Source organism: Roseateles sp. (assembly GCF_039595595.1).
GTDB lineage: Bacteria > Pseudomonadota > Gammaproteobacteria > Burkholderiales > Burkholderiaceae_C > Roseateles.
The window spans coordinates 1-13192 of sequence record NZ_JBCNLG010000016.1 but is presented as its reverse complement, the minus strand read 5'-3'; the positions used below and the strand labels follow the sequence as shown (position 1 = coordinate 13192).

The window sequence follows — 13192 nt, the reverse complement described above, 5'->3', positions numbered from 1 at the left end:
CGGTGGATGAAGGACGGCGGATGGTAGCCGCCGCGCGCGTCAGGTGGGCGACATCGGCTGGCGATACACGAGCACCTTGAGCGCGCGCTCGTCCGAGACGTCGGCGAAGCTCGCCGGATTGGCGACGCGCTCGATGAACGCGAGGCCGGGCGCTTCGGTGGCCAGGAGTTCATGCAGGAACTGCGTGCCGAGCTTGGGCGTGTTGAGGCACACGAGCGCATGGCCGCCGGGCGCGAGCAGCTCGGGCAGTCTGCGTGCGAGGCGGGCGTAGTCCTTGGTCGCGACGAAGCTGCCCTTCTGGTAGCTCGGCGGGTCCAGCACGATGAGGTCGTAGGGACCGCCGCGGCGGATCTTGCCCCAGGAGTTGAAGATGTCGTGCGCGTGGAACGAGGCGCGGTCCTGCACGCCATTGAGCTGATGGTTGCGCCGTCCGATGGCGAGCGGGGCGCGCGCCATGTCGTAGTTGTCCGCCGAGGCGGCGCCGGCGTGCAGCGCAGCGACCGAGAACGCGCAGGTGTAGGCGAACAGGTTCAGCACGCGTCCGCCAGGGCGGGCCTGCGCCCAGCGCCGGACCCAGCGGCGGCCCTCGGCCATGTCGAGGAAGAAGCCGTGGTTCTGCCCATGCGCCAGATTGACGAGGAAGCGCAGGCCGTCTTCCTCGACGACATGTTCGTCGGGGATGGCGCCGGCCATCAGGCGGTTGACGGGGCGGTTTTCGTCGCGATGCTGGAAGAGCCAGTTCAGCGGCTCGCCCGGGGCGATCTCGGACCAGCGAGCAGCGAGCGCGCTGCCGATGCGCGCGAGCTCGCCCTCCTCCACCGGCGCGAAGCTGGTGAGCAGCCAGACGGGCGGGTAGAAGTCGAGCGCCCAGTGCTCGCAGCCTGGATGCAGGCCGCCACGGCCGTGGAAGACGCGGCAGGCCTGGGTCGGGCGGGACAAGGTGGCGATGGCGTCGAGAAGCGGCTGCATGGGGGGCTCGGGGGAAGGGGCGACAGTGTAGTCAGGCGGACTGACTTGCATGCGCCAGCTTCGTTTCGCTATTTTCGAGATCGCGGGGACGCAGTAGGCTCGGGAACATGAGCACCAGCAAGCACGCCCAGACCTCCCGCGCCACGCGCAGCCGCAGACCGAAGGCGCCGCCACCGCCGACGCAGATGCATTTCGCGCCAGGGGCGCAAAGCGATGCGCCGGAAACCTTGACCGCCGCTGTCCGGCGGGCGCTGGCCATCTGCGCCCACCTCGGCGCGGATGATCCCTATCCCGATCCGGAGGCGCTTGCGGATGTGCACGGCGCCGTGGAGAAAGTCTTGAATGAACTGGAAGTGCTGGCGAGCTCGATCGTGCGCGTGCGGGACCCGCAGTATGGCGACCGGCGGGTGAAGGTGGAGTACTTCGCCGATCCGACCCGGCCAGCAGCGGTGCTGATGCGCTTCGAACCGGCGACTCAGGTGCCGGTCGTCATCGGTAAGCCAGAACGGATCACCACCTCCGAAGCCGCGAGCCTGCTGGGGCTGAGCCGGCCGCATGTGGCCATGCTGTGTGATCAGGGACACCTGGGTCCCGTCGAGATCACCCAAGGCGGGCAGCGCCGCGTCCTTCGTGAAATGGTCATGGCCTATCGAGAAGCGTCGCTGCGTCAGCGGCGAGCGCTCGACGAGATGCTCGAACTGACTGAGCCGCTCCTTGAAATGGAGCTGGCGGACGCCAGGCGCGCAGCCGCGCGAAAGGGTGTTCACTGGGGGTCGGCGAAGCAACTCGCAGGACAGTCCGCGAAGCGCAAACCGTCCAAGGGAACGAAGTCCGGATGAATCAGCAGAGCACTTGCCTCCAGTCCGACATTGAGACGCTCATCCGCTCAGGCCCACCCACCGTCCTTCTGGACGCCAATGTCTTGGTGCCGCAGTACCTGCGCGCCGTACTCCTCGAACTTGCGGAAGCGCGCTTGTTCCGTCCCCATTGGTCCAAGCACATCCTCGAGGAGGTGCGTCGGAACCTCGCAGGCCTGCAGAGCAGGTATCGGCTGCCGACCGAGCGCGTCGATCGCTTGCTGGCGCTCATGCAGACAAGCTTCTCGTCACGCAGAACACGCGCGACCTTCCGCAGCGCGCGTTCACTGGAACTCCGGCGCTCGCTGCGCGGCCGGACGCCTTCCTGCAAGCAATGCTCGCCATACGGCCAGCGATCTGTCTCGCAACGCTGTCAGCGCTCTGCAAGCGCCTACGCCGTCCTCCGATGAAGCGCGCGACATTGCTCGCGGTGTTGGAGAACGCAGGCTGCGCAAGCACTGCACTGTCCGTGGGCAAGCTTTGGAAACTGGTCCGGCAAGGGCGTCCACGAGGCGCCTGATTCACGAAGCTTTACCGCCGCCTCATCAATCGCGCGCGCGGCGATGCGACGCTGTGGGCTCCACTTCAGCGGAGTTCCCATGAAAGCAGTGTTGACCGCCATGGCTGGCGCCCTGATCGCCGCCCTCGCCCTGACCACCGTGCCCGCGCACGCGCAGGACGCCAAGCCACGGCAGAAGCTCGAGGATCGCTTCGCCGCCGCGGACACGGACCACGACGGCAAGCTGACCAAGGCCGAAGCCCAGGCCGGCATGCCCCGCCTGGCCAAACACTTCGACGAGATCGACACCCAGAAGACCGGCTCGGTCACGCTCGACCAGGTCAGGCAGTACGCGGCCGCCCACATGAAGGACCGCAAGAAGTAAGACCCGCTTGTCGCCGCGCCGGCCACTCGGCCGGCCCGCGTGCAGCCGATGTCGCGGCGCCCTCGCTTTCTCCGGCGTGGGCGCCGCGCCACATTCCGCGCTCGAAAGACGCCAGCCCCAGCCACGCACGCTGACCGATTTGCGTCAGTTCACTCATGGCCACCTGTTCTCACCCTCGATGGCAACCCCACCCGCACTCACCACTCCTGCTGGCGCCCTGACCGATATCGGGCGGCCGCCCCACGAATGCAGGTCAGTGGACCTCTGGCCGTCACGAAGAGGCACGATTCCGGTGACGGAGCAATCCTCCTTAGGAGCCACCCCGCCGGCTTCGTTGCATCCCGTCGAAACGCCCGAAGAATGTGTCTCCTTCGCCGCTGGAGCGGCATCGAGGACGAAGGCACGCCCATGTTTCGAGCGGCAGTCATGGAATCCCAGCGAGCCTCTTGGCTCGGCACCATCCGGGTGGCGCGCCGGCCCGGATTCGGCCTGGTCGCGGGCATCGCGCTGGCACTCGCGATCGCGTTGATCGCCTTCACGGTCATCGGCGAGGTCGCGCGCAAGGCCCGCGTGCCCGGGCTGCTCATGCCGGCCGGCGGCCTGCTGCACGTGGCCTCACCGCTCGCCGGCCAGGTCCATGAGTTGCTCGTGAGCGAAGGCGAGCCGGTCCGGCAGGGCCAGCCGCTGGTGCGCGTGCGCAGCGAGCGGCTGCTCGACGGCGGCGACATGGGCGCGCTCAACCTGCGGGCGATCCAGACGCGGCGCGACAGCCTCGATCTGGAACGCCGGCTGCAGCAGCGGCAGGCCGGCGAGCGCCACCAGACCATCGGCGATCGCCTGCGAAGCCTGCACGTCGAAGCCGCCCAGGCGCGCGAGGAACTGGAGATGGTCCGGCAGCGGGTCGCACTGGGACATCAGAACCGCCAGCGCTACGTGGCGCTCGCGGCCAGCGGCTTCGTGCCACAGACGCAGGCGCAGGAGAAGGACGAGGCGCTGCTGGACCTGCGCGCCCGCGAACGCGGCAGTCAACGCGTGATCGAGACGCTGATGCGCGAGGCCAAGGGACTCGAGGCGGAGCTGGCCGCCATTCCGACGGCGCTGGCGACCTCGCTGGCCCAGCTCGACCGCAGCGTCGCGCAACTGGAGCAGGAACGCGCCGAACTGGAGGCGCGTGCCGGTGTCGCCGTCACGGCGCCGCGGGACGGACGCGTGAGCGCCCTGCCGCTCCATGCCGGCCAGGGCGTGCAGGCCGGACAGACGCTGGTGACGCTGATCGCCGACGCGCGGCAGACGACGGATGACGCGAAAACGGCGCCCGCGGCGCGCCTGGTCGCGCAGCTCTACGCGCCGAGCCGCACGGTCGGTTTCGTGCAACCCGGGCAGGCGGTGTGGCTGCGCTACGCGGCCTACCCCTACCAGAAGTTCGGCATGGCCCGCGGCGAGGTCGCCCATGTGAGCCCGACGCCGATCGCGCCCCAGGACCTGCCGGCGGGGCAGGCCCAGGCGCTGGTCAGCGCGGCGCAGGCCAACGAGCCGCTCTATCGCATCGACGTGCGGCTGGACCGGCAGGCCATCGCCGCCTATGGCCGCGAGCTGCCGCTGCGCGCGGGCATGGCGCTGGAGGCCGACGTGAGCCTGGAGCACCGGCGCATCTGGGAATGGCTGTTCGAGCCGCTGCTGGCCACCGCCAAGCGCATCTGAGCCCATGTCCCGCCCCACCCCCATTCTTCAGGCCGAGATCGCCGAATGCGGCCTGGCCTGCCTGGCGATGATCGCGTCGGCGCATGGCCGGCCCGTCACGCTGCCCGAGTTGCGCCGCCGGTTCCCCTCGGCGCTGAAGGGCCTGTCCCTGCGCGACCTGCTCGACATCGCGGCCGGCCTGGGCTTCTCCGGCCGGCCGCTGAAGCTGGAGCTCTCGCAGCTGCGGCAGCTCGCCCTGCCCTGCGTGTTGCACTGGGACATGAACCACTTCGTCGTGATGACGAAGCTGCGCGGCGACACCGTCACGGTGCTCGATCCCGCGGTGGGCGAGCGCCGCATGAGCCTGGACGAGGTGTCGCCGCATTTCACCGGCGTCGCCGTCGAGCTCACGCCCAATGCGGAGTTCAGCGCGGCGGCAGCGCCGCCGCGCGTGTCGCTGCGCGCGCTGACCGGTCAGGTGCTGGGCCTGGGCCGCTCGCTGACGCAGATCCTGCTGGTCGCGCTGGTCCTGGAGCTCTTCGCGATCGTCGCGCCGTTGTTCAACCAGCTGATCGTGGACGACGTGCTGACCTCCGGCGACCGCGATCTGCTGAAGCTGCTCGTCGCCGGCTTCGGCCTGCTGCTGGTGACGCAGACGGCGCTGGGCCTGGCGCGGTCATGGATGCTGATCCTGCTGACGCAGACGCTGTCGCTGCAATGGCGCGGCAACGCCTTCGCGCACCTGCTGCGGCTCCCGGTCTCCTTCTTCGAGAAGCGCCATCTGGGCGACATCACTTCGCGCTTCGGCGCGGTCGACGCGATCCAGAAGACGCTGACCACCGCCGCCATCGAGGCGGTGCTGGACGGCCTGATGGGGATCGCGGCGCTGGTCATGATGCTGATCTACGCGTGGCCGCTCGCGCTGGTCGTGATCACGGCGGTCGGGCTCTATGGCCTGCTTCGATGGGCGAGCTACGGCCCCTTGCGCAACGCCTCCTCGGAACGTCTGGTCGTGGCGGCCCGCGAGAGCACGCATTTCCTGGAGACGCTGCGGGCGATGATGCCGCTCAAGCTGTTCGGCCGCGACCAGGAGCGGCGCGCGCAGTGGCAGAACCTGATCGTCGAGGTCCAGAACCGCGACGTGCGCACCGCCAAGCTGTCGATGGCGATGAGCACCGCCAACGCCTTCATCTTCGGCGTCGAGAACCTGCTGGTGCTCTACCTGGGCGCGACGCTGATCCTGGACGTCCAGCAAGGCGCCTCGACGGGGGCGCCGGCGGCCTCGGCGATGACGGTGGGCATGCTGTTCGCGTTCCTCAGCTACAAGACGCAGTTCACCGGGCGGGTGTCGGCCCTGATCGACTACGCGGTGGAGCTGCGCATGCTGGGCCTGCATGCGGAGCGGCTGGCCGACATCGCGCTGGAGCCGCCGGAGCCGGACCAGGCGCCGGCGAGTGACCTGGCGCACCTGGACGCGAGCCTGGAGCTGCGCGACGTGAGCTTCCGCCACGGCGATCGCGAGCCGTGGATCCTGCGGCACGCGAACCTGGTGGTGCCGGCGGGTCAGAGCGTGGCCATCACGGGGCCGAGCGGCGCGGGCAAGACGACGCTGATGAAGCTGCTGCTGGGGCTGCTGGAGCCGGTGGAGGGCGAGGTGCGCTTCGGCGGCATGCCGATGCGGCAACTGGGGCTGAAGAACGTGCGCGCGCAGATCGGGACGGTGATGCAGGAGGATGCGTTGCTGACGGGCTCGCTGGCGGACAACATCGCCTTCTTCGATTCGCGGCCGGATCTGGCGCGGGTGCAGGCCTGCGCGGCACTGGCGCTGGTGCATGAGGACATCTGCCGGATGCCGATGGGCTACCAGACGCTGGTGGGGGATCTGGGGAGCGGGCTGTCGGGCGGACAGAAGCAGCGGCTGCTGCTGGCGCGGGCGCTGTACCGCGGGCCGAGGATCCTGGCGCTGGACGAGGCGACCAGCCACCTCGATGTCGAGCGGGAGCGGGCGGTGGCCGCGAACCTCGCGCAATTGCCGGTCACGCGGCTGCTGATCGCGCACCGGCCGGACACGATCGCCGGCGCGGAGCGCGTGCTGGTGCTGGAGGGCGGCCGGCTCGACGAGAGACCGCGCATCGCGGTCTGACGCCGGGGCGGCGGCCGCCGGGGGTCACTTGTTGTCGATGGGCTTGCTGACGTCGCGCTCGAACCACTTGGTGGAGATCTTCGCGTAGGTGCCGTCGGCCTGCAGGTCGGCGATCGCCTTGTCGATGGCGGCCTGGAACTTCGGGCTGCCCTTGCGGAAGGGAATCGCGTTGGTGGCGGGGGTGCCGATGGCGGCGCCGGCCTTCACGGGGAGCTTGGTCTTCTCCTTGAGGTAGGGGATGAGCAGGCTGTCGTTGAGGGCGGCGTCGATGCGGCCGGTGGCGAGGTCCTGGAGGTACTCCGTGGCGCCGGGATAGGTGCGCACCTCGACGCCGTCCCAGCTCTTGGCGAGGTCGGCGAAGTTGCTGCCCTGGCCGACACCGACCTTCTTGCCCTTGAGGTCCGCGGGCGACTGGAGCTTGCGGGACTCGTTGGCGCGGACGATCAACTGGGGATAGGAGGTGACGTAGGGGGCGGAGAAGTCGAAGGTCTTGCGGCGCTCGTCGGTGGCGGCGACCTGGTTGACGATGACGTCGTACTTGCCGGCCTGCAGGCCGGCGAGGATGCCGCTCCACTCGGTGGTGGTGAATTCGGGCTTGACGCCGAGCTTGGCGGCGATGGCCTTGGCGATATCGACGTCGAAGCCGTCGAGCTGTCCCTTGGCGTCCTTGAAGTTGAACGGGGGATAGGTGCCCTCGACGGCGACGCGCAGCGTGCCGCGTGCCTTGACGTCGTCGAGCAGGTCGGCGGCGTGGGCCGCCAGGGAAGCGCCGGCGAGCAGCGCGGCCGCGATCAGGGAAGTGCGGAGAGCTTTCATGAGGCCCCTCGTTGTTCGTAGGAAGGGCCGATGTTGCCACCAGTCGTCCCGGGACGAGGTCATATCGATATGACGAGGGGATCTGTGCGAGGTTCAAAAGCTATGCCTCGCCCCCACCGCCACGACCGTCGGCCTCTCCCCCTCCCCGATGCCCAGCGGATTGATCGCGAAGTCGTAGGCGGCGCGGGCCTGGTTGTCGATGCGGGAGACATAGGCGTAGAGCCCAGTGCGCTTGGAGAGCGCGTAGTCCGCGCCGAGCGTCCATTGCCGCGATCCGCTGTCGTCGCCCGCCGAGACGAAGCCGACGCGCGCGCCGGCCGGGCCCTTGCCATCGCCGGCGTGGGTGAAGCTCGCGCGCAGGTTGAGCGCCGCGGCGATCTGCCAGTTCGCGGTCACGAAGAACGCATCGCGCCTGAGCGCGCCGATCGGTGTCTCGTAGCGCAGCCGTTCGGCGGCGGCGGCGAAGCGCCACGCGCCGAGGCGGTACGCGGCGCCGATCTTGGTCGCCGAGTCGTTGAGGCCCGGGCCCTGGTAGCCGCGATGCCGCTCGTGCGCGAGCGCCAGATTCCACGGACCGCTGTCCCACGTGATCGAGGCGGACCACAGATCCGGGCGCGATCCGCTCGGGCCGGTGTCGCCGTCGTTGACCGCATACGCGACGCGGCCCGCGAGGCCGTTCCAGGCCGGCGTCCAGTACTGCACGATGTTCTGCTGACGCCGGTCGAAGGACGCGGTGTTGGCGGTGTGGTTGGTTGTCGGCGCGGAGCCGTTGGCCATCAGCGACATGTAGCCGGCGGTGGTTGGATACCAGGGATCGAAGCTGCTCGTGGCGAGCAGGTAGGGCGTGCCCCAGTGCCCGGCGAACAGCAGGCCATAGGGCGTCTGCAGCCCCACGCGCGTGTCGCGATTGGCGAGTGACGATCCCGCGCCGGTGTCCACCGCGAGCGAGCCTTCGATCTGGAACAGCGCCTGCATGCCCCCGCCCAGGTCCTCCGCGCCGCGGAAACCGATCACGGAGCGGTTGTTGGATTCGCGATCGACGGCGCGATCGCGCGGTGAGTGGCCGGCATCGGCGTGCTCGAGCGAGACGTTGAGGCGGCCATAGATGGTGACGGTGGAGTCGGCATGGGCCGAGGGAGCGGCGAACGCGAGGGCGAGCGCCGCCGGCGCCAGCCGGGGAACGGAGCGGTACTGCATCGGAGTGACGAGGGTGGAGTCACGGCGATAGTGACGCGGGATCGAAGCCGGGGATTCTCTCGTTCGGGGGAGGCGCGAGGCGCCCTGTGCGCGCGCGCTCGGAGCGGCGCCAGCACCATTCGAAGGCGATGGTGAGCGCGACCAGCAGGACGCCATAGACGGGCCTCGCAGGATCGAACGCTTCTGTGGACATGTAAGCCGACTCCATGAAGGTCGTTCCCCGGGTAAGGGTCAGCGAGACATTCAGCGCCACATGCAGCAGGGTCGTGCAGACGATGGATTGGGTCCTCATGAAGACGATCGACAGGAGCAGGCCACCCGGGAAAATGAATGCCTCGTTGCCGATCGTATGCATGGAGGTGAACAACAGCGCACCCGCGACCGCTCCCACCCATTGGCTGAAGAACAGTCTGCTCAGCAAAGGCTGCAACAGCGCGCGACAGAACATCTCCTCGGCGAACGCGCCAACGACGATGGTCAGCACGACGCCCGTCAGCAGCCCGGGATCAGCAGCGTAGGGAGCTGGAAGGGCGAAGTGCGCTGCCCAGGACTCCCCTGGGGCGGCAATCGCCTCAGCGAGCGCGGGCAGCGTCGCTGCCGCGAGGGAAACGCCAAGCGCCGCTGCCGGCCGCGGCGCAAACAGCGTCCGCAGGGGCGGTCCGCGATGGAGCCAGGCGAGCACAGCGACCGTCACGCCGGCCTGGAGCACCAGTTCGGCCCGCGTTCTCAGATAGGGCGAGAGCCATGCGTACTTCTGGGCGAGTGCAGGCCAAACGGGCCATACCAACTTGCCGAACAACAAGCAGAACGTGAGCGCGGCCACGATCAGCAGCAGGTTCTTCGCGAAGGTCTTGACGCGGTCCGGCCCGCGAGAGTTTCTTCGGCACCAGAGCTCGACGGCGAGTGCAAGCAGCAGAAAGCCGATGAACAGGAGCGGCTTGGCCGCTCGGAATCCGGCCGGGTCCAGCAGGCTTGAGGCGATGAGCGGGCCTCCCTGCAGGCAGGCAACGGAGAGATCCAGCGTGGCGTGAATCAAGGTCGTGCAGATCACCGATCGCGTCCGGATGAAGACGACCCCGAAAAGGATGGCGGAGCAGAAGGTCGCCGGCCGGTTACTGCCCTGAGCCAGCGAGAGCATCAAAGCGGCGGCGAACAGGGCGACCCATCGGTTGCCAAGCATCCGCTGCAGCGTGGACTGCAGGAGCGCACGGCCCCAGATCTCCTGCTGCAGCGCCCCCAGCAAAAGTGTCGCCATGGCGACCAGCCAGGATTGCGGCTGCTCGAATGGATTGATCGGACGGAATTCGCTGTGAAGGACATCGGGATTGACGGCGAACGCGGACCCGAAGGCAATGAGCAGGATCGCCGTCGCCACCGGCAGACCCATGGCCACTGCCGGGCGAATCAGCGACAGCCATCGCGGGCCGATGTTCCACCAGGTCATGGCACCCAGCAGCGCCAAGCCCATGAGCGTCATCTTGAGATTCAGGGTGAACTGGTGGTCTCCATCGAATCCAGACTCGAATATTGACCATCCGCCGGCACCGCCAAATAGCGCGGCCCATTTCCCGAGCAGCACGATGGTAATCAGCAGCGGGCTCCATTTGACTATTCTGACCAGTCTTCCATAAGCGAATGGGAGGATTTTCAAGCGGTCGATATACCGAGGCATAGGTCAAGACGAAAACAATGGGAGCCGCATCCTAGTCATGCGGAAACCCATCGCCGCGAGGAGTTTCCCGATTACCTATGTTTGCCACCAGCCAGATGAACTAGCCCACATTTGCCATCCCGCCGGATCGGGCGATACGCAAGAATTTGCCGGCTTTCATGAGGAATACTCAAAGGGCGACACGGCTGTTAGCTTCCGGTCAGCGGATGGCTGTCATCCGCTCGCGCCCGAGCGGTTATCGGGAAGTTATGAGAGCGAATATGCAAGTCTTGACAAGCGAAGAAATCGGACTCGTCTTTGGCGGCAACGGCGGCAAGGACGCGCCCGAGAAGAAGCCACCAGAGAGTTCACCGAAGGAGCCGGGAAAGCCGAAAGAGAAGGAGCGCTTCGACCTCACCAAGTGCATCAGCGAATATTCAAGCCTGCCCGGTGTCAGTGAGAATTCGGCCATGATCAACTGCACCACAATCTACATTTACAACCGGTTGATGAGCTACTACTAAGAGCTCTCAAGGGCGCTGCGGCGCCCTCCTTTCATTTCCCCTTCCCCGTTAGGATGGCCGCCGTTTCCGTGCCTCCCCTTCCCTGCCGCCGGTGACTGCCGCCCTCGACATCGATCTGCTCCGAAGCCTGCTGGCCGTCGCCGAGACTGGCGCGCTCAGCAAGGCGGCCGCGCGCGTGGGGCGGACGCAATCGGCGCTGAGCATGCAGATGCAGCGGCTGGAGGATGTCGCCGGCCAGCCGCTGCTGCATCGCACCGGGCGTGGCGTGACGCTCACCGCCGCTGGCGAACGCCTCGTCGTGCAGGCGGGCGAGCTGCTGCGCAAGCACGACGAGGCGCTGGCCGAGTTGCGCGGCCAGCGCATGTCCGGCCTGCTGCGCTTCTGCTGCCCGGAGGACTACGCGGTCTCGCTCCTGCCGCATCTGCTGCAGGGCTTCGCCAGCCTGCATCCGCAGGTCCAGATGGAGGTCGTGTGCGCCCCCACCCCGCGCCTGCTGGAACTGCTCGCGCGCCATGCGGCCGATCTGGCGCTGGTGTCGGTGGCATCGGGCAGCGAGGCCGAGGTCATCCGCGAAGAGCCGCTCGTGTGGGTCGCGCAGCGCGGCACGCCGGCCGTCGGCATGACGCCGCTGCCGCTCGCCCTGGGCGCGCCCGACGCGCTCGATCACGTGCTGGCCCGGCAGGCGCTCCAGGCGCAGGGACGCGCGTTCCGCATCGCCTATGCGAGCAGCAGCCTGGCGGGACTGCTCGGGATGGCGCGCTCGGGCCAGGCGGTCACGGTGCTGACGCGCGCCGCGGTGCCGGAGGACCTGGAGATCCTCGGCGAGGACCGCGGCCTGCCGGCGCTGCCGGCCGTCGCGCTGACGCTGGCCTTCGACCGGGAGCGGCCGTCGCCGCTCACCGCCGCGTTCGCGGCCCACGTCCGCAAGTTCCTGCCGCGCTGATATCAGCCATCAACACTATTGGCTACCGCGGCGGCGGCGATGTGCCTACGCTCCGGGTCCTCGATGGTTGATGGAGGACCTCATGTCGCGCAATGCCGATCCGCTTTTCTGGGAACGTTCCCGCCAGCATCTGATCCGCTACGGCGGCAGCTTCGAGTCACTGATCATCGAGCGAGCGCGCGGCAGCTTCGTCTACGACGCCGACGGCCGCGCGATCCTGGACTTCACCTCGGGGCAGATGAGCTCGCTGCTGGGGCATGGGCATGTCGAGATCGCGACCGTGATCGCGGAGCACGCGAGCCATCTGGACCATCTCTTCAGCGGCATGCTGAGCCGGCCCGTGGTCGAGCTGGCGACGCGGCTGGCGGGCATCGCGCCGTCCGGGCTGGAGCGCGCGATGCTGCTGAGCACCGGCGCCGAGGCGAATGAAGCGGCGATCAAGCTCGCCAAGCTCTACACCGGCCGGTATGAGGTCGTGAGCTTCGCGCAGTCGTGGCACGGCATGACGGGCGTGGCGGCGTCGGCGACCTATTGCGCGGGACGCAAGGGCTACGGGCCGGCGGCGGTGGGCTCGTTCGCGATCCCGGCGCCGAATCCGTATCGGCCGCGGTTCGAGCGCCAGGGCGTCTATGACTGGCAGGCGGAGCTGGACTACGCGTTCGATCTCATCGACCGGCAGTCGAGCGGGAATCTCGCGGCCTTCATCGCGGAGCCGATTTTGAGTTCGGGCGGCTTGATCGATCTGCCGCCGGGGTACCTGAGCGCATTGCACGCGAAGTGCCGCGAGCGCGGGATGCTGCTGATCGTCGATGAGGCGCAGACGGGGATCGGGCGCACGGGCGCGATGTTCGCGTGCGAGCGCGATGGCGTGACGCCGGACATCCTGACGCTGTCCAAGACGCTGGGCGCGGGCATCCCGTTGTCGGCGGTGCTGACGACGGCGGAGATCGAGGAGCGCTGCCACGAGCGCGGGTTCCTGTTCTACACGACGCATGTCTCGGACCCACTGCCGGCGGCGGTGGGGCTGAAGGTGCTGGAGATCGTCGAGCGGGATGGGCTGGTGGCGCGGGCGCGCACGGCCGGGGCGCGGCTGGAGGCAGGGCTGCGGCGGCTGCAGCGCGAGTTCGATTGCATCGGCGACGTGCGCGGGCGCGGGCTGCTGCTGGGGGTGGAGATCGTCAAGAGCCAGGCCGGCAAGGAGGCGGCGCCGGAGCTCGGCGCGGCGATCACGCGGGCGTGCATGGCGCTCGGGTTGAGCATGAACATCGTGCAGTTGCCCATGATGGGCGGCGTGTTCCGCATCGCGCCGCCGCTCACCGTCAGCGACGAGGAGATCGACCTCGGGCTGTCGCTGCTCAAGCGCGCAATCGAACAGGTCTTCTAGAACTCCCTCGCCCCCGGCAGGGGGAGAGCAACCGTGTCAAGCGCTCTCGATTTGCCTCCATGGTTGACCGGACTTGAGGATGGCGTTGAGGATGATCAGCAGCTTGCGCATGCACGCGGTCATGGCGACCTTGTAGGCCTTTCC

General features: G+C 68.3%; 12 protein-coding genes and 1 pseudogene. 8 read left to right on the top strand and 5 right to left on the bottom strand.

From position 1 onward, the window contains the following. Window positions 1-39 precede the first annotated feature (39 nt). Window positions 40-969 carry a class I SAM-dependent methyltransferase gene (locus ABDW61_RS17915; protein WP_343640575.1) on the bottom strand — a complete coding sequence of 310 codons (930 nt, stop codon included), beginning with the start codon at window positions 967-969 and terminating at the stop codon, window positions 40-42. A gap of 107 nt (window positions 970-1076) precedes the next feature. Here ABDW61_RS17915 and ABDW61_RS17910 point away from each other — a divergent pair, with 107 nt between their 5' ends. From ABDW61_RS17910 to ABDW61_RS17890, 5 genes are all read left to right on the top strand, one after another. Further along, window positions 1077-1808: a helix-turn-helix domain-containing protein gene (locus ABDW61_RS17910; RefSeq protein WP_343640574.1), complete on the top strand. Its 732-nt coding sequence runs from the start codon at window positions 1077-1079 to the stop codon at window positions 1806-1808. Beyond that, on the top strand, window positions 1805-2236 hold the full coding sequence (locus ABDW61_RS17905; RefSeq protein WP_343640573.1) for a PIN domain-containing protein: 432 nt from the start codon (window positions 1805-1807) through the stop codon (window positions 2234-2236). Before ABDW61_RS17910 ends, ABDW61_RS17905 begins: the two co-directional genes overlap by 4 nt. Window positions 2237-2425: 189 nt before the next feature. Next, window positions 2426-2710, top strand: a complete 285-nt coding sequence (locus ABDW61_RS17900) for an EF-hand domain-containing protein (RefSeq protein ID WP_343640572.1) — start codon at window positions 2426-2428, stop codon at window positions 2708-2710. 426 nt (window positions 2711-3136) lie between these two features. Then, the gene (locus tag ABDW61_RS17895) at window positions 3137-4411 is read left to right on the top strand and encodes an HlyD family efflux transporter periplasmic adaptor subunit (protein ID WP_343640570.1); all 1275 of its coding nucleotides are present in this window, start codon (window positions 3137-3139) and stop codon (window positions 4409-4411) included. Between the two features lie 4 nt (window positions 4412-4415). Beyond that, window positions 4416-6533, top strand: a complete 2118-nt coding sequence (locus ABDW61_RS17890) for a peptidase domain-containing ABC transporter (protein WP_343640568.1) — start codon at window positions 4416-4418, stop codon at window positions 6531-6533. Window positions 6534-6557: 24 nt separating this feature from the next. Here the strand turns inward: ABDW61_RS17890 and ABDW61_RS17885 are convergent, their stop codons facing one another. From ABDW61_RS17885 to ABDW61_RS17875, 3 genes are all read right to left on the bottom strand, one after another. Then, window positions 6558-7349, bottom strand: coding sequence for a transporter substrate-binding domain-containing protein (locus ABDW61_RS17885; protein ID WP_343640567.1), 792 nt, complete (start codon window positions 7347-7349; stop codon window positions 6558-6560). A gap of 93 nt (window positions 7350-7442) precedes the next feature. Beyond that, window positions 7443-8546 carry a porin gene (locus ABDW61_RS17880; RefSeq protein WP_343640566.1) on the bottom strand — a complete coding sequence of 368 codons (1104 nt, stop codon included), beginning with the start codon at window positions 8544-8546 and terminating at the stop codon, window positions 7443-7445. A 19-nt stretch (window positions 8547-8565) separates the two neighbouring features. Then, a complete protein-coding gene (locus ABDW61_RS17875) occupies window positions 8566-10125 on the bottom strand; it encodes a CPBP family intramembrane glutamic endopeptidase (protein ID WP_343640565.1) in 1560 nt (519 codons plus the stop codon). Between the two features lie 353 nt (window positions 10126-10478). Here ABDW61_RS17875 and ABDW61_RS17870 point away from each other — a divergent pair, with 353 nt between their 5' ends. From ABDW61_RS17870 to ABDW61_RS17860, 3 genes are all read left to right on the top strand, one after another. Next, entirely contained in the window at window positions 10479-10721 is a 243-nt protein-coding gene (locus ABDW61_RS17870) for a hypothetical protein (protein WP_343640564.1), read from the top strand. A 91-nt stretch (window positions 10722-10812) separates the two neighbouring features. After that, entirely contained in the window at window positions 10813-11664 is an 852-nt protein-coding gene (locus tag ABDW61_RS17865) for a LysR family transcriptional regulator (protein ID WP_343640563.1), read from the top strand. 82 nt (window positions 11665-11746) lie between these two features. Then, window positions 11747-13048 carry an aspartate aminotransferase family protein gene (locus ABDW61_RS17860; RefSeq protein ID WP_343640561.1) on the top strand — a complete coding sequence of 434 codons (1302 nt, stop codon included), beginning with the start codon at window positions 11747-11749 and terminating at the stop codon, window positions 13046-13048. Between the two features lie 36 nt (window positions 13049-13084). Here ABDW61_RS17860 and ABDW61_RS17855 read toward each other — a convergent pair. Then, a pseudogene (locus ABDW61_RS17855) lies at window positions 13085-13192 on the bottom strand (IS110 family transposase); the annotation flags it as partial.

Excerpts from the sequence above, each read along its gene's own strand:
- ABDW61_RS17915 (WP_343640575.1), bottom strand. The coding sequence starts at position 969 with ATGCAGCCGCTTCTCGACGCCATCGCCACCTTGTCCCGCCCGACCCAG.
- ABDW61_RS17905 (WP_343640573.1), top strand. The coding sequence starts at position 1,805 with ATGAATCAGCAGAGCACTTGCCTCCAGTCCGACATTGAGACGCTCATC.
- ABDW61_RS17885 (WP_343640567.1), bottom strand. The coding sequence starts at position 7,349 with ATGAAAGCTCTCCGCACTTCCCTGATCGCGGCCGCGCTGCTCGCCGGC.
- ABDW61_RS17880 (WP_343640566.1), bottom strand. The coding sequence starts at position 8,546 with ATGCAGTACCGCTCCGTTCCCCGGCTGGCGCCGGCGGCGCTCGCCCTC.
- ABDW61_RS17890 (WP_343640568.1), top strand. The coding sequence starts at position 4,416 with ATGTCCCGCCCCACCCCCATTCTTCAGGCCGAGATCGCCGAATGCGGC.
- ABDW61_RS17860 (WP_343640561.1), top strand. The coding sequence starts at position 11,747 with ATGTCGCGCAATGCCGATCCGCTTTTCTGGGAACGTTCCCGCCAGCAT.
- ABDW61_RS17900 (WP_343640572.1), top strand. The coding sequence starts at position 2,426 with ATGAAAGCAGTGTTGACCGCCATGGCTGGCGCCCTGATCGCCGCCCTC.
- ABDW61_RS17895 (WP_343640570.1), top strand. The coding sequence starts at position 3,137 with ATGGAATCCCAGCGAGCCTCTTGGCTCGGCACCATCCGGGTGGCGCGC.
- ABDW61_RS17870 (WP_343640564.1), top strand. The coding sequence starts at position 10,479 with ATGCAAGTCTTGACAAGCGAAGAAATCGGACTCGTCTTTGGCGGCAAC.
- ABDW61_RS17910 (WP_343640574.1), top strand. The coding sequence starts at position 1,077 with ATGAGCACCAGCAAGCACGCCCAGACCTCCCGCGCCACGCGCAGCCGC.